Source organism: Coleofasciculus sp. G2-EDA-02 (genome assembly GCF_040226375.1).
Classification (GTDB): domain Bacteria; phylum Cyanobacteriota; class Cyanobacteriia; order Cyanobacteriales; family Coleofasciculaceae; genus Coleofasciculus.
The window spans coordinates 1-18,921 of the sequence record NZ_JAVKEW010000036.1; the positions used below are offsets into that span (position 1 = coordinate 1).

The following is an 18,921-nucleotide window of genomic DNA, read 5'->3' on the forward strand; positions in this document are numbered from 1 at the left end:
ATACTCATTAGCTTCCTTTAGGAGTTTAATCAGTCTTTCTTTCTGCTCTTGAGACAGATGATTTTTAGCTGGCATATCCTGGCGACCGCGCTCTTTACCTTGTCTTTATATTATACAATTAAGCTGCGTAGCAGCTTATCAGGGGCTACGTGGGCGGGGATATCGCCTCAAGGGTTGTACCTCCATAGTTTAAGATTGATTGGCGAGAATCAAGATTTGTGCAGTCAGATCTAACTCTGAGCGACTCGAACTTATGCAGAAGTCTCAACTTAAGCCCTGGCGATTAAAATCGCGGCTATACAAACAAAGTCCGCCTACGCGGACTAATGAGATAAGCCAGAGATAATAGATAGGGCATGGCAATGCTATGCCCCTACCACCGTTTAGAAATCATTGATTCGGTAGGGGCACGATATTATCGTGCCCTGATTTAGCATCTGTATAAATCAACAACACCCGTCCTCTCAATTTTATCGGGTCGCCCTGTGTTTAAACCCAAGACGGGTTAATAGAACAGGTGCAAATAGATTAACCTATTCCCGTTAAAGTTTGTCGCCAGAGATAATAGATAGGGCATGGCAATGCCATGCCCCTACCACCGATTAGAAATCATTGATTCGGTAGGGGCACGATATTATCGTGCCCTGATTTAGCTCTTAGCCGTAGCCGTAGGGTGAGCCGAAGGGTGGGGTAACGCACCATCACTCAAAGACGTGACACTGGGCGCAAGATGGTGATAATCGGGCATGGCAATGCCATGCCCCTACCACCGATTAGGAATCATTGATTCGGTAGGGGCACGATATTATCGTGCCCTGATTTAGCGTCCTTATCTTTTTTGATGTATAAATCAGGGCGGATTTTACCGAACATACTATCAAAACCTGTAGGGGCGACCCGCTGCATAAATCAACAACACCCGTCCTCTCAATTTTACACGTTTTGTGCTATAAATATTCGCCATAACTTCAGCGCATTATAAGCACAGCCTGTGGTATCCAAACTATCTAAGCGCAGATTGCCATAAGCTTCCCGTAAGCCTTCCTGATAGCGGCGCAAATCAAACTCTGGTATAATTCCCGCAGATTCCTGAGTATAACGTGCGATCGCGTCCAACTTCTGGGAATCCAAAATCTCCCGCAATTCAGGCGATTCCCGGATTAACGCCTTGATTTTTCTGAGATACCGCTTCCCCACCTGTTCCCAATCAAAATTTTCAGGGAGCGATCGCAGGTTAAGCTGATACCATAGATTCCCCAACCCCTGCGTATCCAAACTCGAACAATCATCCTGAAACCCACTCCCCAGAATCCCCTTCACCGATGAATTGTGGATAAACTTAGTTAACCCTGGAGAATACTCCTCCACCTCCACCTGTGACACCTCAGCATCTTCCAACTCCTGCTGTTTGTGTAGCAGCGATTTCAATCGCCTCTCTATCTATTCAACTTAATATTACACTTGTAAGACGGCAACGCCACAGTTTATGCTTTAATGGTAAAAAAATCAGCATAAATTGATTCGCTTTCTTATTCAGCACCTTTAGTCAAAAAAATCAGAACTTTCACTGAACCTAACCTTCAGATCATTCAAAAAATTCAGAAAATTCAGAAAATTCAGTTTTATGCTAGCGTAGTCATCAGAGGTAGGAATTGGAATGCCAGATGGCAGATGTAGATGTCATAAAACTGGTCGAATTGGCAGATCACTGGATTGCCCAGAAGACAGGAAGCGTACTTAACGATGCCCAAAAGACTATCCTGAGTCAAGCCTTAGCCGGCAACAAACTCAAAACCATTCAAGTCATGGGCTATAGCCAGAATACCGTCCAGCGAGATTTAGCGCCCAAGTTATGGAAACAGTTATCTGAAGTCACCGGGAAACGAGTTACAATAAAAAGTTTACGTTTAATCCTCGAAGGATTACCAGACGCAGATACCGACAAGTCCAATAATCTGACCCCCCCACCACCTCTCCCCCTGAGTACAATCACATTCCCATCCCCCATCTGGGAATTACCCGGAGGACAGCTTGATTTAGCCTCACCCTGCTATGTCGAACGCCCAGGGGATGAATCTCGCGCCTATGAAGAAATCAGTAAGCCGGGAAGTTTGATTCGGATAAAAGCGCCACGACAAATGGGTAAAACCTCCCTAATGGTGCGATTACTGTATCACGCCGAACGACAAGGATGTCGGTCTGTCGCCTTAAACTTTGAGTTAGCTGAACGGGAAGTCTTTGCGGATTTACATCAATTCCTGCAATGGTTTTGTGCTACCGTTACCGATGACTTACACCTACCCATTCAGTTAGAAAACCGTTGGAGTAAATTTTTGGGCAGTAAAAAAAACTGTACCAATTATTTTGAAAAGTATCTATTACCCACACTCAGAACTCCCCTAGTTTTAGGACTCGATGCCGTAGACCGAATTTTCCCTCACGAACATGTCGCCGATGACTTTTTTGGTTTACTTCGGGCTTGGCATGAAAAGGCAAAACAACATGAAATTTGGAAAAACTTTCGCCTGATTATTGTCCATGGGACAGAAGTTTATATTCCCCTAAGTAATGACCAATCCCCCTTTAATGTCGGATTACCGATTGAATTATCCGAATTTGACGCCCATCAGGTGGAAGACTTAGCCCAGCGACATGGTTTAGACTTCACTTGGAATGATGTCAAACAACTGATGGCAATGGTAGGCGGACATCCCCATCTCATCCGATTAGCATTGTATAAAATTGCCCGTCAGGATATTACCTTAAGTAAACTTCTAGAAGACGCCCCTACTGAAACCGGAATCTATGCAGATCATTTGCGCTTACATCGCTGGCATTTAGAGAAACATCCCGACTTAGCCGACGCCCTAACCCAAGTTCTAGAAGCCAATCGCCCGGTGCAGCTAAAAGGCGCGATCGCGTTTAAACTTAATAGTATGGGATTAGTCTATCTGGTCGGGAATCAGGTGAGTATTCGCAACGATTTATACCGCCAGTATTTTCGCGAACGACTGCATCTGGAAAAACTTCAAAGTCAAGACACCAAAGAATACAGAGGCAGAATCATTCCCCATTCTCTGGGGGATAATGTCCTAGCCGCTATTGTCTTTACCGATATCAAAGACTCTACCCAAAAGCAGCATGAAAACCAGCAACCCACCCTAGCCGCCATCCATCGTGATCTCAAACTGATGACCAAATTATGCCACCAATTTGAAGGAGAGGTTCTCAAATCCATGGGCGATGGATTACTCATGTACTTTGTCTCCGCCGTTAAAGCCGTTGATTGTTCCCAAACCATTCAAAAAACCCTCTCCCTCGCCGCCAGAGGATTACCTACCCAAGAGGTATTACAGCATCGCATTGGCATTCACTTAGCCGATGTCTTTTTCAACGGAACCGATGTACAGGGAGATGGCGTCAATATTGCCGCCCGTTTACAATCTCAGGCAAAACCAGGTGGAATTTGTATTTCATGGATAGTGTATGAAGCGGTCAAAAATCATTTACAATTACAAATTACTAACAGTGAACATCGCCTCTTAAGAGGAATTGACGAACCCATGTTGTTATATCAAATCAGCATTGAGAGATGAAGGAGTGTTGAGTATTGACCCTTCACAACCTTCGGAAAACCTAATTTTTATTTATGTGTAGGGGCGGGTTTCACTACTATATTTTCTGACCTCACCCCGATTGAACTAAACCCGCCCCGACTAAATCGTGAATGGAATGATTTTATAACGAATTAAAAATGACCAACGGGAAAAAATATGTCTAAATGGAAACTGGTAACCGAATTTACCTTTGATAGCGCCCACTATATCAAAGACTACGACGGACCCTGTGGTCGGATGCATGGACATACCTATAAAGTGAGATTAGAAGCAACATCCTCAACCCTTCACGCCTCCGAATACTGTCCCCATGCCGTTATGGTTGCTGATTTCAAAAGCTTGCGCTGGGCAAAAAAAGATGTAACCAAAGGCGGGTTAGATCACGGAGTTCTTAATGAAATATTACCCGATAATTACGAAACCACCGCAGAAATGATCGCTCAATACATTTATGACGAAACAAAAAAACGCATTCCTGAAGGGGTACAACTCAAAGTTACGATATCAGAGACGCCAAATAGTTGGGTAGAATATGAGGAATGAACCGTAGAAATAGTAAGGCTAAATCTAGGCAATTACATAGTCATTTAGACTCACTATCAAATTTAATTAACTTAAAAATAGTGATATAACAATGCCAACCCCTAGCTCAACACCACTCAGACTGTTTCACATCCAGACCTCCACTCTGATTCAGATACCAGAGAATTTGACAATAATTCGTATCGGAAAACCGAATCCTAATTGGTCGCCTGATATTGATATTTCAAATCTGCCCAACTCTGAGATGGCATCCTCCTCTCATGCTGAAATTCAGATTCAGGGAAATGCTTACTTTATCGAAGACTTGGGAAGCACGAATGGAACGTTTCTAAATCACTCGCGCCTGACGCCATTCACACCCTACCAGCTTCATTTGGGAGACAGAATAGACTTGGGCAAAGACGAGCTGTTGACGTTTTTGTTTCAAAAAGCAAAGCGAACGTCTGTTGCAGTTAGCCGTTCTCGATTTAGAAACGACAGACAAACATCAGATCCGAACCCTACGGTGTCGATGTCTGCTCACCAATCCACGAGTCAATCCAACCAGCAAAAGACATGGGACTTCAATATTCTAGGATTAATTTTTAGCAATCTGAAGTCTATTTTTAACAGTATTATATCCTTTTTTAGACAATTAATCAGGGGACGAATTGGCAGGGGTACTAGAGTGGGAGTCTTGTTAATTGCCCTGTTTGCGATCAGTTGGTTCGTTGCTCTGCTATTGCAGGATCTGACCCCTAGCGTTCACCTCACTCTTGGCAATCCTAGTAATGCGACCTCCAACCCGAACAATCCTAACAACTACCTGATGGAAAAGCCGCAGTATGCGCTGTCCTATAACAACAGCCAAGGGATTCCCAATTGGGTAAGCTGGCAGTTAAATCAGAGCTGGTTAGGCAGTGTTGAGCGAAGCAACGACTTTCGCCCTGACACCGCGCTGCCGTCCGGATGGTATCAGGTGCGACCAAATGACTACATAGGCAGCGGCTATGACCGGGGACATATAGTACCCTCTGGCGATCGCACTCGCACTCCAGACGATAACAGTGCTACGTTCGTAATGACAAACATTATTCCCCAAGCTCCACAAAATAATCGGGAGGTATGGCGAGAACTGGAAGAGTATTCACGAGAGTTGGTCTATCAGGGTAAAGAACTCTATATCATTGCCGGGGGTGCCGGTTCAAAGGGAACACTTCAGGGTAAGGTAACAGTGCCACAGCAGACCTGGAAAGTGATTGCGGTGCTAGACCTTCCAGGTCAAGGCGTTCGTGGAATAACCAGCAATACTCGGCTGATTGCGGTGATGATACCCAATTCGGATGAAGTTGCTGGAATGGACTGGCGAGACTATCGGGTATCCGTTGACATGGTGGAAGCAGCGACAGGTTATAATTTTCTATCGAATGTCTCTACTTCGATCCAGGATGAGATTGAAAGCCGACTCGATAAGGAGTAAGCTACGTCTCTACTACCTTGGTTGAAAGACCTGCCACCGTCCCCTCTGGTGTTTTACCTGCGATGTAGATATCGATTGTGGTACTCCCCAAACGGTAAACCTGAATATCGGTGAGACAATCTGAGAGCGTTTGTTCCAAGGCTTGGTATCGCTTCACCTGTGCCTTTTCCGCTTCATTGTGCCAATCCTCCTCTGTGATAGCTGAGGCGAAAAACTGATCAAGGGTCTGGACTTCGATAGGTGTATCCGGTGGATAGCCAGCACGTTCTAACACCAGCGCTGGGGTGAGAATGTCTGTATTGTCCCAGGTGAAAACCTCAAATGGGTAATTGGCTTCGCTTATCCAGAGTAGACCCTCTGAACTCTTCTTTAGCTGGTCGATTTCGTTCATAGTTATAGAGGAATTACACTGGCGGTAAAATACCCCGTCGCTTTAACGTTTCTTCGATTTGCCGTAAGAGTTCAAAATCATTATCGGGTAACGGATGATTGTATTGATTCCCGCTATTTTCACTAACATTTAAATCCGGTTCCAGGAACCCAAACGCTTGGCGAAACTGCTCCGGATTTGCCGCAATTGCACCCTCCAAATGGCAAGGAATAATCCGTTGAAAATCCCAACTGGCTAACTTTTCCACCCAGTTCAGCGTTTCTTTGGGGGCGCGGTTGAGAATCAGAGTTTGTAGAATTGGCGCGACAAAGGGACGCCCATTTCCCCGCAAGGCGTCAAATGATTTGTGCCAACCGGGTTTCCATTTGAAGGGAAATAAACCGAAATAGGCTTGCTTTGACCAATCCGGTGCCTTTCTCGCCTCCCGTAACGCCTGAGTGAAGGGTATTGTGTCTAAGGCGCTGGGGCGGAAGAAAAATGCAAACAGACAGATGCGTTGCCATCCCTTGCGGCGAGTCATCGGATTATCGATAACGATATCTAAGGCATGATCTCTGGCATGGAATAATAAAGGATAGGGATCAAGTTGTGCGATCGCAGGGGGATCTTCGGGTACACTAACTACAGTATCCGTCACCAGTAGCGTGCGCGATCGCTTGTGCAAAAATCCCACTTCGGCAAACACTCCCAATCCCAAATCAACAGGACCGAGTAAGGCATAATCAAATTCATCCGCAAAAGGAGTTTGGCGACTATCTGCGGGTAAAACATGGGTACGCTTCCTCGGAAAACCCAGCCAACTCAGGGGCAAATTCACCGGATAACTCCACTGGTGCGGCGCAACAAAAACCTGGGCTTGGGGAAACTTCCGGGCAAACGGACCCACAAACACCTTATGCTCAATACCAGAAACCGTGGGCAAAATGATATATTTAACATCACCATGCTCTGCCACCAATTCCTGAACCAGCCGGAGACATTCCGGAGTTGGTGCAACAGGCGCATAGACCAACAAACCCCCAGCATCCAGCTTAATCACCGTCATGCGAATGGGTACAACCACATAGAGAATGCCCTGAATCTGGTCAAACGTCCAAATCCTATCCTTCACCACTTCCACACGGATAGTTCGTCGTTTGCCATAAGGATACAGGGGTACAGGAAACCAAAAGGACCATAACCAGTCTTGAGATGGGATGCTCGGATGACCCTGGTGTTCCTGCATCTGCGGTTCATTCCTCCTGTATTTTCTGAAGACTCAATTGGTTGGGCGGGAATTTTACCCTATTATTCTACAACTGGAAGCGCCCCCACCAAAACGCTGTACGTCATCGACGGCAAACATGTTTTATCGTAATTTCCCGTCTGATGCGGTATCGGGAAGGGCGCAAGCCTTGCGCCCCTACGGTTTCTTTTCCGTAATTCCGGCTTGTAGTAAGGGAACCTCAGCCCTAGATTCCGCCCTAGTAACATGCGTCAAACCAACCTAAAACCTATCCCACAATTTTAGCTGTGTCAGTCCACTACTCTATCTATTCTGAATCCGGGTCAATGCCCATGGCTCTTAATCGTTCCGCCAATCTTGCCGCTTTTTGCTCGGCAAGTTCTGCGCGTTGACGTTCTTGGTCGGCGCGTTGGCGTTCTTGTTCGGCGCGTTGACGTTCTTGTTCGGCGCGTTGACGTTCTAATTGGGCGCGTTCTTCACCAATTAACAAAAGATTGCCTTCACTATCCCACCAACGCAGCCAATATTGAGTTTGATTTTGATAAGTCCCGTGCCAAAGTCCCAGTTCTACTCCTAAGGGCGTAATCGGATAGTGACCCCGTTCATTCGGTTGGAGTTTTTGATAAGAAAAATTTAGCCAATTATAAACCTCAAGTTTTCTATTTTTGACTTCAAAAATGCCATAGTAAGGAATGCGGATAATCCGTTCATACACCCAGAATTTACCGGGTTTAGTGGTTGCTCCTTCAGCAGAAACGGATAAGGGTGTAGCATCTCGTTCCTCGTCTCCATTGCCACTGGCAAATTCTAAGGCAATCATTGGTGCCATTAATTCCCGCCACAGAACATAAGAACGACGGATTTCACCATTTACAAATGGGGGAACATTGGGAACATAGAACCAATCGGGAGCCTCTGCACCTTTTTCTGGGGGTTCGGTTTCGCGCCAGTAGATACCGCAGTCTTGTCCAATGGCGTAGTCACCATCAGGATGAAGTTGCTGCAAAACTCGACCAATGGAATCGGTCAAAATTAGGCTTTGAGGATGTTCTTGGAAATTCTTCACAAACGTACCATCAGATTCGGGTAGTTGGGTATGGTCAGGAAAAGCAGGGGGTAAATCAATTTTAGTTTGAGTCATGTCTTAATCACAGGTAACAGAGAATCTACTCAATTTCGGGGTTGGTTTAGCACTTATATTTGAATAGTGTGACACAATTGTTCGGCTTAATCAGAGTAGTCGGGTGGGTAAGCTTTATCAATCATTTAGGTGACGGATACGTTTGGTCTTCATGTCTTATGTCAGGGTAAAGTTTAAATAACTTTGTAGGGTTGGTACGTGTAATACTTCGGGCGTGAATCTAGCCGGATATGCAACCAATACACCCCTAAACCAGAGGTGCTTAACCAGGTGGGATGCTCATTAAGCCGTTGTTCTAGCGCTGACCCCACATTTTGCCACAAGGCGTGCTGCTGATGTTCGGGTGCGTCACGCATAAAAGCCGCCAGATGGCAGTATGGAGATGTAGAGGCTTGTGGACAAGGAACAACCAGTAACGCATCGTTTCCCAGATTCGGAAAGGTAATAATTGACTCGTTCTCTCCTGCGGCGGCAAAATGGCGGGCAAAATCACTGGGATCAGCTTGTATATTTGCCAGGTATGGACTATCAACTAGAACAAACTCGAATACCTGGTTTACAGTCGCGTCGCTGATAGCCGGTGTTTCCCAGAAAAAGGCGGAAAATGGAGCATCGGCGAGTAGGGAGATGAAGAATGCCCGAAAAGCCTGGTTATGCTGCCATAGCTGGATGATTTCTGAGTAGAGAATTGGGTTAGTATTGGACAGAAGCGAAATCTTCTGTATCTGACCCGCGTTTAGTGATTCGATGGATGTTTTCCACATTGAGAGATCCGGTATTCTGTTTGATGATTATACAAGTCGCTTATTTACTAAGTATAACTGCTGAATTTTATTGAAAATAAGTTATATTAATTGAGAACTTTTGGATGTTGTTCATTGCGGGTAAATGTCCAAGTTTATGTGTTTTTTTAACGCAGAGGGTCGCAGAGGGAAAGCGCAGAGGGTCGCAGAGGGATTGGAGGTATTGGGAATGAGATTTTATAGAATGACGCAGGATGAAGGATTAAGGATAAATGACGAAGGACGAAAGACTAATGACTAATGTCAAGGAGCGGGTTCAAGAACTGCGAAACCTGCTGCAACAAGCGAGTTATGCTTACTATGTCCTCGACAATCCCATCATGGAGGATGCCGTCTATGACCAACTCTATCGGGAACTGCAAGACCTAGAAAGCCAGTATCCTGAGTTAGTTACGCCGGATAGTCCGACTCAGCGCGTGGGAGAGAAACCTGCATCAGAATTTTCCTCTGTTCGCCATAATATCCCCCTCTATAGTTTAGAGAATGCGTTTAATTTAGAGGAGTTGGCGAAGTGGCAAGAACGGTGGCAACGTTATGCGCCGGATATCAAGGAGTTTGCATACATCTGTGAACTGAAGATAGACGGTTGTGCGATCGCACTTACTTATGAAGATGGTATATTAGTCCGGGGAGTTACGCGGGGCGATGGTGTCACTGGGGAAGATATTACTCAGAATATTCGCACGATTCGTTCGATTCCCTTACGGTTAAAGACACAAACACCGCCCCCGATTGTAGAAGTGCGGGGCGAGGCGTTTTTACCCTTGGATGTATTTGAAGGGATTAATCGGGAACGAGAGGCGGCTGGGGAGGCGTTATTTGCTAATCCTCGGAATGCGGCGGCGGGTACTTTGCGGCAATTAGATCCAAAAATCGTCGATCGCAGACAGTTGGATTTCTTTGCCTATACGTTACATCTTCCCGGATCAGAGGAACTGGAAACGGTGCCAACGCTGAACTCGCAATGGGAAGCTTTGGAATTCCTGCGTGATTTGGGATTCCGGGTGAATCCCCATCGGAAACGTTGCTCGTCTCTAGCAGAGGTGGAAGAATATTATCAATATTGGGATAGTCAACGGCGTGGTTTACCCTACATGACTGATGGGGTTGTGGTGAAGCTGAATTCTTTTTCTCTACAAGAACAATTAGGCTTTACCCAAAAGTTTCCCCGATGGGCAACAGCACTCAAGTATCCGGCTGAAGAATCCCCCACACTGGTGCAAAATGTTACAGTTCAGGTGGGACGAACTGGGGCGTTAACTCCAGTGGCAGAACTCAAACCCGTACAGCTAGCCGGGACAACGGTTTCACGGGCTACACTGCATAACCGCGATCGCATCAAGGAATTAGATCTGCATATCGGTGATACCGTCATTGTTCGCAAAGCTGGGGAAATTATCCCCGAAGTCGTGCGGGTACTTCCCGAATTGCGTCCACCTGATGCTAAACCCGTACAAATGCCTACTGATTGTCCGGTGTGCCATCAACCCGTCGTGCGTCCCCCAGGGGAGGCGGTAACCCGCTGTATTAATACTTCTTGTCCCGCGATTGTCAAAGGTTCACTCAACCACTGGGCAAGTCGTAGTGCATTGGATATCAACGGGTTAGGAGAAAAGCTAGTTAATCAGCTTGTTGATTCCGGTTTAGTCCATTCCGTTGCGGATCTTTATCAACTTACTTTAGATCAGTTAACCTCTTTAGAACGAATGGGTGAAAAATCCGCCCAGAAATTAATTTATCAAATTGAACAATCCAAAACTCAACCTTGGTCAAGAGTTTTGTATGGTTTAGGGATTCGCTATGTGGGTACTGTGAATGCTCAAATTTTAGCGCAACAGTTTCCTAGTGTAGACCAATTAGCCGCAGCCCGTATTACTGATATTGAAAGTGTCTATGGAATTGGAGCAGAAATTGCCCAATCGGTTTATGATTGGTTTCAAGTTCCCAGTAATCAGACCTTGATCAATCGACTGCGAGAGGCAAATTTGCAACTGGCAAGTCATCCAAAAGCAGCGTCTGCGGCAGCAACCTCTCAACCATTGCAGGGGAAAATCTTTGTGATTACCGGGACATTACCCACGTTGAAGCGAGATGAGGCAAAAGAATTAATTCAAAAAGCTGGCGGGAAAGTAACCAGTTCAGTGAGTTCTAAAACGGACTATTTGCTCCTTGGTGAAGATGCCGGATCTAAATTAGAAAAAGCCCAAGAATTAGGGATTAATCAGATCAGCGAATCTGACCTTTTACAATGGTTAAATGAATAGGTAATAAGTCAATTGTAGGGCTAGTTTAGGGAATCTGTAGGGGCGGGTTTAGGGACAATTGTAGGGGCGGGTTTAGGGACGATTGTAGGGGCGGGTTTAGGGACGATTGTAGGGGCGGGTTTAGGGACTAAATTCAGCTATTCACCGATAAATGAACAACAAAACCCGCCCTCCTCACCGATAACGGAACAACAAAACCCGCCCTCCCCACCAATAACGGAACAACAAAACCCGCCCTCCCCACCGATAACTGACTCAACGGATGAGTATCTAACAATACAGCTCTAGTCATCTGAGTTTTACAAGGATAACCGATTATGATTCAGACCCGCCTCAATTTGAGGATAGGTTTCTTCGTCGTATCCCGACTCATCAGCCATCCAGCCATTGACCAGTTCGATGACATCCTTTAGGGAATCATCTTCTGTTTTTGGGAGTGAAGATTGGTCAATGGAACTCAGGCTATAATTAATACTTGGATAGTTCGAGATTTTCGAGATTGTATAGGCTGAATCAGTTATTTTTTCAAGTTTTGCCAAAATATCTCGACAAACATCTCGATAAATAGATACTGGAATATTATCCTTACGAATATTCTCGATATTCAATAAATCTTTTGATTTAATTAAGGTATATTTTGATTGAATCAAACTATCGATTTTTGTCCTAGCCTCTAACAACTGCTCTAGAGAAAGGGCATCCAGTCGTTGAATAATTTCGTCAAGAGGTTTGGTTTCTGTCATAACGATTAAAAAGCAACTCAACTCTCTCTATCCTAACGAAGACTGAGTTTCAGCGCTGAATCCACACCACCTCTTACCCTCCTGCCTCCTGCTTCCTGCCTTCTACCGTAATAACCGAACCGCCCAAGAATTAGCACTCGCGTAACAAGAGTGCTAAATTTGCTAATGGAGTAACGAGTAAGTATTGGGAACCCTATGGCAAAAATCGTTTCGTTTAACGAAGAATCACGGCGAGCTTTAGAGCGGGGAGTCAATGCTCTAGCAGATGCAGTCCGGATTACCCTTGGACCAAAAGGGCGGAATGTGCTGCTAGAGAAGTCCTTTGGCGCTCCCCAGATTGTTAATGATGGTATCACCGTCGCCCAAGAAATTGAACTGGAAGACCCCTTAGAAAATACGGGTGCGCGACTGATTCGAGAAGTCGCATCCAAGACCAAAGAAATTGCCGGCGATGGGACCACAACCGCTACCGTTCTGGCACAGGAGATGATTCGGCAAGGACTCAAAAACGTTGCAGCTGGTGCCAATCCAGTGGCTGTACGTCGAGGGATTGAGAAAACCATTCATCATCTGGTTAAAGAAATTCAGTCCATGGCTCAACCCGTCGTTGGCGATGCGATCGCGCAAGTCGCCACCGTCTCCGCCGGGAACGACGAGGAAGTCGGGCAAATGATTGCCGAGGCGATGGATAAGGTAACCAAGGATGGAGTAATTACCGTAGAAGAGTCAAAACGCTCTCTACTGAGCTTGAAGTCGTGGAAGGGATGCAAATTGACCGGGGTTATCTCTCGCCCTACTTTGTCAGTGATCAGGAACGGATGACGGTGGAATTTGAAGACTCCTATCTGCTGATTACTGATAAAAAAATTAATAACATCCAAGAATTAGTTCCCATCCTGGAAAAAGTTGCCCGTGCCAGCAAACCCTTACTGATTATCGCTGAAGATGTCGAAGGGGAAGCCTTAGCCACCCTAGTGGTAAACAAAGCACGGGGGGTTCTCAACGTCGCCGCCGTCAAATCGCCAGGATTTGGCGATCGCCGCAAGCAGATGCTGCAAGATATTGCCGTTCTCACCGGGGGTCAGCTCATTTCCGAAGAAATCGGTCTCACCTTAGATACCGCTTCTACTGATATGCTGGGAACGGCGCGGAAAATCACCATTGACAAAGACTCAACCACCATTGTCGCCAGTGGTGACACCAAGTCAGAAGTGGAAAAGCGCATTACTCAAATCCGCAAACAGCTTGACGAAACCGATTCTGACTACGATAAAGAGAAACTGCAAGAGCGGATTGCTAAACTTGCCGGTGGTGTAGCAGTGATTAAAGTGGGTGCCGCCACAGAAACAGAACTCAAAGATCGCAAACTGCGGATTGAAGACGCCCTGAATGCCACCAAAGCCGCGATCGATGAAGGGATTGTTCCTGGTGGTGCAACCACGTTGATTCGCTTAATTTCCAAGGTTGATGCCATTAAAGCTAGCCTGGATGCTGAAGAACAAATCGGTGCGGATATTGTTGCCAAAACCTTAGAAGCCCCCCTGCGTCAGATGGCAGATAATGCTGGGGTTGAAGGTGCGGTGATTGTCGAGAAAGTCCGAGAGAGCCAAGGCAATATTGGTTACAATGCGGCAACGGGCAAGTTGGAAGACTTAATTGCTGCGGGTATTCTCGATCCCGCTAAAGTTGTGCGTTCAGCACTTCAGAATGCCGGTTCCATTGCCGGAATGGTTTTAACCACCGAAGCCCTGGTTGTCGAGAAACCTGAGCCGAAGTCCGCAGCGCCTGACATGGGCGGCATGGGCGGCATGGGTGGCATGGGTGGCATGGGTGGCATGGGCGGCATGGGGATGATGTAGTCCTCACCCATCTCCTATAGTTCATGACTGAAGCAGCTTGTCTAGTTGGACAGGCTGCTTTTTTATTAATGATTGGGGAAGAGGTGATTGGAAATGCAGGATTGGTTACGTTAATGTGTAGGGGCGGGTTTAGGGATTAACTTTGATAGTTCATACTAACTGGAATACAAAACCCGCCCTGCCTATAAATGTTATGAATAAGATTATATTTATTGACCGACGAACGGATTAGAGGGCGGGTTTTGACATACATGTTATCGACAGTATCCAAAGTGAACGGCTAAACCCGCCCCTACAGTGGATTTTTAGGAGCAGACGTCCACTAATATAGTTACGTCTAATATTCTGGGGAGTTAAGGAATTATCCGAGATGTGATTAATCGTTTTAAAAGAAGAAGTTGAATGGATTAAACTAAATCTTTGTGCCAAGTCACGGAATAATCCTTAACCTAAGGATAAACACTCAGGAGCGCTAAATGACACAACGACGTTTCCCAGGGGGCAGGTTAGCCACAAAACCAGATGATAACGATGACGACGAAGATCTATTTGAGTATTTCTATGATAAGCCAGGGAGTCTACCGGGAACCTTAAGCATTGATGAAGATGCTTGTCCGTCATTCATCGTTCTGATTGACTACAACGAAAGCCATGCCAATCGTGTCACCAATTTAAGCCCAGACGCCTGTATACCTTACCTGACGAGTGACTCTGTATCTTGGCTTGATATTCAGGGGTTAGGCAGTGAAGATATTTTATTAAGTGTGGGACAAATTTGTGGGTTACATCCTCTGCTATTGGAGGATGTTGTTAATGTTCCTCAGCGCCCAAAATTGGAGGATTACAACGACCAGTTACTGATTATATCCCAGATGGTCATGCCTAAACCCACAGAAGATGGGTTCTGGATTGAGCAAGTGAGTTTTATCTTAGGGAAATCCTATTTGCTGACATTTCAGGAGGAACCAGAACGGGATTGTTTTGAACCAGTACGCGATCGCATTCGGGCAAATAAGGGTAAAATACGTCAAGCGGGTGCGGATTATCTGGCTTATACGCTCTTAGATGCGATCATTGATGGGTTTTTTCCCGTACTGGAAGACTATGGGGAACGCATTGAGGCTTTAGAGGATGAAGTAATTCTCAACCCTAGTCATCAAACTCTGGAGAAAATTTACCAGGTTCGTCGGGAATTACTGGCGTTACGCCGTTCGATTTGGCCCCAACGCAGTGCGATTAATTCCCTAATTCGCGACGGTAGCAATTTGATTAGTTCAGATGTTCGTATTTATCTCCGGGACTGTTATGACCACACGATTCAGGTTTTGGATATGGTGGAAACCTATCGAGAACTAGCGTCGGGTTTAATGGATGTTTACTTGTCCTCCGTCAGCAATAAAATGAATGAGGTGATGAAAGTTTTGACGATAATGTCAACGGTTTTTATTCCAATCACCTTTATCGCTGGAGTCTATGGGATGAACTTTGAATATATGCCAGAATTAACCTGGCGTTGGGGATACTTTGCCTGTTGGGGAGTGATGATCACAATCGCGGCGTCTCTCTGCTTCTTTTTTTGGCGTCGCGGCTGGTTCAAGGATTCTCGATTAACCAAGCATGATTAGTGTCATCCGTTAACTGTTGACTCATAACTTTTCACGAGTTGCTTGCCTGTTGTGTATTAATTAGGGGTTATAATGTTTATGGATTTAGCTACCGAAGTTGCCAGAAATGTATTGGTATTAACAGTTTATTTTATTGTTGTAGCCTTAGTTTTTAACCGAGCCTTTCAATCCCTAGATAAGCTCGTAAACTTTGAAACTGATGCAGCCTATCTGAATAAGCAATTATCCGCCAACAAGCTACAGGATATTCTGAACGTAAAATTTTCATTCGCTGAGAAATACGAATTGGATGAACTGCACCGATTGTGCATGAGTATTGAAAATAAATCTAAAGATGTTTTTGTTGAAATTGATTGGAAACAGTGCTTTATTAGTGATTTCGATAAACGGATAAGACGAGCTATTCGCGTGATTCCGGGCAAAAATGAGGCAGCCGCTCAGTCACCGAGTATGATTCTTCCCGGTCAAACCCTAAAAGAAGAGATCAGCGATGAAAAGATCGGTTCCCCCCTTTTTGAACCCAAAAAGCTGCAAGCAGCAGCTGACAAAACCGACTATTTTTACTTGCGCTTATTATTGAAAATATCGGAGGCAAATGTAGGTGGACGTTCCTGCAACCTACGCTGTCAGTTCATTGCCAAAAATCTGTCTTGGCAAAAAGCACTGGTCCTCGCCTTGCAACCCAAATAATTACGGTTATCTGCTTCAATAAATAGCCCACAGCGGTTAAAATAGATGATAAGGAGAGAGTCGGCGCAGGTGGTTGCGGATTCACCCTAACGGTGAATCTGAGGAAAGTCCGGGCTCCCGAAAGACCAAACTTGCTGGGTAACGCCCAGTGCGGGTAACCGTGAGGATAGTGCCACAGAAACATACCGCCAATTTGTCATTAGTCACTAGTCTTATGTCTATAAAAAAGGACATAAGACAAAGGACAATTGACAACTTGGTAAGGGTGCAAAGGTGCGGTAAGAGCGCACCAGCAGCATCGAGAGGTGCTGGCTCGGTAAACCCCGGTTGGGTGCAAGGTCGTGAGGAACTACGGTTGGTCTTTTACCAGTTCCTGCTTAAAGAGCCGCTAGAGGCGTCTGGTAACAGACGTCCCAGATAGATAACCACCCTCCTAGTAGTTAGCTAGGAGAACAGAACCCGGCTTACGTCCGACTCTCTCCCTTCTAGTCATCAGTCTATTGTCGGGGCTCTTTTCACGGATGAATTATGACCATTGACCCCAGACGACACAAACAACTGCAAAAATTAGTGCAAAAGCTCGGATTACTTGACAATGCACCTGTTCAATGGTACTTAATCGACTTGGCGCTGACTCACCCCAGTATGTCCGCCGATGTGAACTATGATCAGTTGGAATTTGTCGGGGATGCTGTGGTGCGAATTGCTGCCTCAGAGTTATTATTTGAAACCTATCCCAGCGCTAAAGTCGGTGACTTTGCGGCAATTCGTTCCGTGTTAGTGAGCGATCGCGTCTTGGCTCAATTGGCTCAAGAGTACGGACTGGAGCGATACTTGCTCTTGGCTCCCAGCGCGGCGGCTGATAAAATGGGTGAGACTTCACGACTGGCTGATGCCTTTGAAGCGATGTTAGGCGCACTCTATTTAAGTACCCACACCTTAGAATTAATTCGCCCTTGGCTTGATCCTCATTTTCAGCGATTAACTGAAGAAATTCTTAAAGATCCCGCCCGCCAAAACTATAAAGATGCTCTCCAAGAATGGACTCAAGCTCACTATAAACGTTTACCCGAATATCGCCTTACCGAAACCAATACCGTTGAGGTAAATGAGAATCGTTTTACTGCCCAAGTTTGGTTTCAAGGTCAGCAATTGGGTGAAGGAAAAGGGCGCTCTAAAAAAGCGGCAGAACAAGCCGCCGCTAAAGATGCTTTTGCTAAAGTCATTCGTCATTAGTCATAGTGACATCAAGGGTGAAAAAAAACGTTAATAGTGAAACTCGCCCCGAAAAACTCAAAACTCAAAATTTCTATGAAAACTAAAATTGCCGTATTGGGAGCAGGACGATGGGGTACACATTTGGTGCGGAATTTCGCGTCACATCCGGATGCCCAACTGGTAGCAGTCGTTGATTCCTCTGAGGAATGCTTAACTCAGCTTAAAGAACGGTTGAAACTCAATGACAATGTGGTTTTAACAGACAATTGGCAGTCGATACGTTCCCAAATAGAGTGTGATGCGGTTGCGATCGCGACTCCGGCTGTGACTCATTATTCCTTGATTCAAGACGCCCTACAGCAAGGTTTCCATGTCCTTGCAGAAAAGCCCTTGACCCTCGATGCTGCTGAATGCCAACAGTTGTCTGATTTAGCCCGTCAACAGCAGCGCCAATTGATGGTGGATCATACCTATTTATTTCATCCGGCTGTTGAGCAGGGCAAAGCGGTGGTGCAATCGGGGTGTTTAGGAGAATTGCGCTATGGCTATGCTGCTCGGACTAATCTAGGACCGGTGCGTCAGGATGTAGACGCGCTGTGGGATTTAGCGATTCATGATATCGCGATCTTCAATACCTGGTTAGGTGAGCAACCTGTGCAAGTTCAAGCCACGGGACGGGTGTGGTTACAACGTCAAGAAGGAGCAAGGGACACGGCTGTAGGGGCTCTTTTGACTGATAACGTTTCACCGCAAACCTCTAACGTAACTAAACCTGCCCTTCTTAGTGAGCAAGATTTAGCAGATTTTGTTTACATTATTTTGACGTACCCGACGGGTTTTCAGGCATATATTCACTTATGTTGGCTCAACCCGGATAAACAAAGGCGTCTGGGGGTAGTGGGGAGTCAAGGAACGTTGATTTTTGATGAGATGCAAAATGATACGCCTCTGACGCTTGAGCATGGGTATTTTGAGCAACGTGGAGATGTTTTTACGCCTGCGGGTTTACGGCGTGAAGTCATAGAAATCAAGGGGAGCGAACCTTTGGCGGTGGTGTGCGATCGCTTTTTGCAGAGTGTGCGCGGTAATCAACCTGTCTCAGAGTCTTCAGGCTGGGTGGCGGCTCAATTGGTCAATATCCTCACTTGTCTATCCCAGTCTCTTCAACAGGGGGGAGAGCCGATTCAGGTTCCCCGGCTATGTGACCGAGAACTAGGGATACAAGCCTCGTCCTTTTAGGACGACTTTTTATTTTCTCTTAGTCTTGTATTGTAATAAATAATGTGTTAATCTATAAAAGTAGTCTAGCACAGGCGAAAGTCGTGAGTATCGCCAATCGATTT

At 45.8% G+C, this 18,921-nt stretch carries 15 protein-coding genes, 1 other RNA gene and 2 pseudogenes; 11 read left to right on the forward strand and 7 right to left on the reverse strand.

What is annotated here, in order from left to right; all coding sequences use genetic code 11:
- Positions 1-933: 933 nt before the first annotated feature.
- Complete coding sequence (locus RLO19_RS03700; protein WP_446353951.1) at positions 934-1,428, reverse strand: hypothetical protein; 495 nt, start codon at positions 1,426-1,428, stop codon at positions 934-936.
- A 236-nt stretch (positions 1,429-1,664) separates the two neighbouring features.
- Between RLO19_RS03700 and RLO19_RS03705 the strand changes: the two genes are divergently transcribed.
- The 4 genes and pseudogenes from RLO19_RS03705 to RLO19_RS03720 all read left to right on the forward strand — a co-directional run bounded on the left by RLO19_RS03705 (position 1,665) and on the right by RLO19_RS03720 (position 5,619).
- Complete coding sequence (locus RLO19_RS03705; protein WP_446353953.1) at positions 1,665-3,596, forward strand: AAA-like domain-containing protein; 1,932 nt, start codon at positions 1,665-1,667, stop codon at positions 3,594-3,596.
- A gap of 177 nt (positions 3,597-3,773) precedes the next feature.
- Positions 3,774-4,160 (forward strand): 6-pyruvoyl trahydropterin synthase family protein, encoded by a 387-nt coding sequence (locus tag RLO19_RS03710; RefSeq protein ID WP_446353954.1) that lies wholly within the window; start codon positions 3,774-3,776, stop codon positions 4,158-4,160.
- Positions 4,161-4,251: 91 nt separating this feature from the next.
- Positions 4,252-4,545 (forward strand): annotated as a pseudogene (locus RLO19_RS03715) (FHA domain-containing protein); the annotation flags it as partial.
- A gap of 423 nt (positions 4,546-4,968) precedes the next feature.
- Entirely contained in the window at positions 4,969-5,619 is a 651-nt protein-coding gene (locus RLO19_RS03720; RefSeq protein ID WP_446353976.1) for a DNA/RNA non-specific endonuclease, read from the forward strand.
- Between the two features lies 1 nt (position 5,620).
- On the opposite strand, the gene RLO19_RS03725 is transcribed toward RLO19_RS03720, so the two are convergent.
- The 4 genes from RLO19_RS03725 to RLO19_RS03740 form a co-directional block, all read right to left on the reverse strand.
- On the reverse strand, positions 5,621-6,010 hold the full coding sequence (locus RLO19_RS03725) for a nuclease A inhibitor family protein (protein WP_446353956.1): 390 nt from the start codon (positions 6,008-6,010) through the stop codon (positions 5,621-5,623).
- Positions 6,011-6,023: 13 nt separating this feature from the next.
- Positions 6,024-7,235 (reverse strand): DUF4336 domain-containing protein, encoded by a 1,212-nt coding sequence (locus RLO19_RS03730; protein WP_446353958.1) that lies wholly within the window; start codon positions 7,233-7,235, stop codon positions 6,024-6,026.
- Between the two features lie 307 nt (positions 7,236-7,542).
- Entirely contained in the window at positions 7,543-8,376 is an 834-nt protein-coding gene (locus RLO19_RS03735; protein ID WP_446353959.1) for a Uma2 family endonuclease, read from the reverse strand.
- A gap of 173 nt (positions 8,377-8,549) precedes the next feature.
- Positions 8,550-9,140: a DUF6940 family protein gene (locus RLO19_RS03740; RefSeq protein WP_446353961.1), complete on the reverse strand. Its 591-nt coding sequence runs from the start codon at positions 9,138-9,140 to the stop codon at positions 8,550-8,552.
- Positions 9,141-9,412: 272 nt separating this feature from the next.
- Here RLO19_RS03740 and ligA point away from each other — a divergent pair, with 272 nt between their 5' ends.
- Positions 9,413-11,443: an NAD-dependent DNA ligase LigA gene (ligA, locus tag RLO19_RS03745; RefSeq protein ID WP_446353962.1), complete on the forward strand. Its 2,031-nt coding sequence runs from the start codon at positions 9,413-9,415 to the stop codon at positions 11,441-11,443.
- 133 nt (positions 11,444-11,576) lie between these two features.
- Here the strand turns inward: ligA and RLO19_RS03750 are convergent, their stop codons facing one another.
- Both RLO19_RS03750 and RLO19_RS03755 read right to left on the reverse strand, forming a co-directional pair.
- A complete protein-coding gene (locus tag RLO19_RS03750; protein WP_446353964.1) occupies positions 11,577-11,735 on the reverse strand; it encodes a hypothetical protein in 159 nt (52 codons plus the stop codon).
- A gap of 7 nt (positions 11,736-11,742) precedes the next feature.
- Entirely contained in the window at positions 11,743-12,186 is a 444-nt protein-coding gene (locus RLO19_RS03755; protein WP_446353966.1) for a hypothetical protein, read from the reverse strand.
- A gap of 195 nt (positions 12,187-12,381) precedes the next feature.
- On the opposite strand from RLO19_RS03755, the pseudogene groL reads away from it, so the two are divergent.
- The 6 genes and pseudogenes from groL to RLO19_RS03785 all read left to right on the forward strand — a co-directional run bounded on the left by groL (position 12,382) and on the right by RLO19_RS03785 (position 18,817).
- A pseudogene (groL, locus tag RLO19_RS03760) lies at positions 12,382-14,045 on the forward strand (chaperonin GroEL).
- A 476-nt stretch (positions 14,046-14,521) separates the two neighbouring features.
- Positions 14,522-15,670 (forward strand): magnesium/cobalt transporter CorA, encoded by a 1,149-nt coding sequence (gene corA / locus RLO19_RS03765; RefSeq protein ID WP_446353968.1) that lies wholly within the window; start codon positions 14,522-14,524, stop codon positions 15,668-15,670.
- Positions 15,671-15,742: 72 nt separating this feature from the next.
- Entirely contained in the window at positions 15,743-16,360 is a 618-nt protein-coding gene (locus RLO19_RS03770; protein WP_446353970.1) for a hypothetical protein, read from the forward strand.
- Positions 16,361-16,415: 55 nt separating this feature from the next.
- Positions 16,416-16,843, forward strand: an RNA gene (rnpB, locus tag RLO19_RS03775) — RNase P RNA component class A.
- Between the two features lie 45 nt (positions 16,844-16,888).
- Complete coding sequence (rnc, locus tag RLO19_RS03780) at positions 16,889-17,596, forward strand: ribonuclease III (RefSeq protein ID WP_446353972.1); 708 nt, start codon at positions 16,889-16,891, stop codon at positions 17,594-17,596.
- A 75-nt stretch (positions 17,597-17,671) separates the two neighbouring features.
- A complete protein-coding gene (locus tag RLO19_RS03785; protein WP_446353974.1) occupies positions 17,672-18,817 on the forward strand; it encodes a Gfo/Idh/MocA family protein in 1,146 nt (381 codons plus the stop codon).
- Positions 18,818-18,921: the final 104 nt, after the last annotated feature.

Coding starts and splice junctions, on each gene's coding strand:
- RLO19_RS03705 (WP_446353953.1), top strand. CDS start 1,665: ATGGCAGATGTAGATGTCATAAAACTGGTCGAATTGGCAGATCACTGG.
- RLO19_RS03710 (WP_446353954.1), top strand. CDS start 3,774: ATGTCTAAATGGAAACTGGTAACCGAATTTACCTTTGATAGCGCCCAC.
- RLO19_RS03720 (WP_446353976.1), top strand. CDS start 4,969: ATGGAAAAGCCGCAGTATGCGCTGTCCTATAACAACAGCCAAGGGATT.
- RLO19_RS03725 (WP_446353956.1), bottom strand. CDS start 6,010: ATGAACGAAATCGACCAGCTAAAGAAGAGTTCAGAGGGTCTACTCTGG.
- RLO19_RS03730 (WP_446353958.1), bottom strand. CDS start 7,235: ATGCAGGAACACCAGGGTCATCCGAGCATCCCATCTCAAGACTGGTTA.
- RLO19_RS03735 (WP_446353959.1), bottom strand. CDS start 8,376: ATGACTCAAACTAAAATTGATTTACCCCCTGCTTTTCCTGACCATACC.
- RLO19_RS03740 (WP_446353961.1), bottom strand. CDS start 9,140: ATGTGGAAAACATCCATCGAATCACTAAACGCGGGTCAGATACAGAAG.
- ligA (WP_446353962.1), top strand. CDS start 9,413: ATGACTAATGTCAAGGAGCGGGTTCAAGAACTGCGAAACCTGCTGCAA.
- RLO19_RS03750 (WP_446353964.1), bottom strand. CDS start 11,735: ATGACTAGAGCTGTATTGTTAGATACTCATCCGTTGAGTCAGTTATCG.
- RLO19_RS03755 (WP_446353966.1), bottom strand. CDS start 12,186: ATGACAGAAACCAAACCTCTTGACGAAATTATTCAACGACTGGATGCC.
- corA (WP_446353968.1), top strand. CDS start 14,522: ATGACACAACGACGTTTCCCAGGGGGCAGGTTAGCCACAAAACCAGAT.
- RLO19_RS03770 (WP_446353970.1), top strand. CDS start 15,743: ATGTTTATGGATTTAGCTACCGAAGTTGCCAGAAATGTATTGGTATTA.
- rnc (WP_446353972.1), top strand. CDS start 16,889: ATGACCATTGACCCCAGACGACACAAACAACTGCAAAAATTAGTGCAA.
- RLO19_RS03785 (WP_446353974.1), top strand. CDS start 17,672: ATGAAAACTAAAATTGCCGTATTGGGAGCAGGACGATGGGGTACACAT.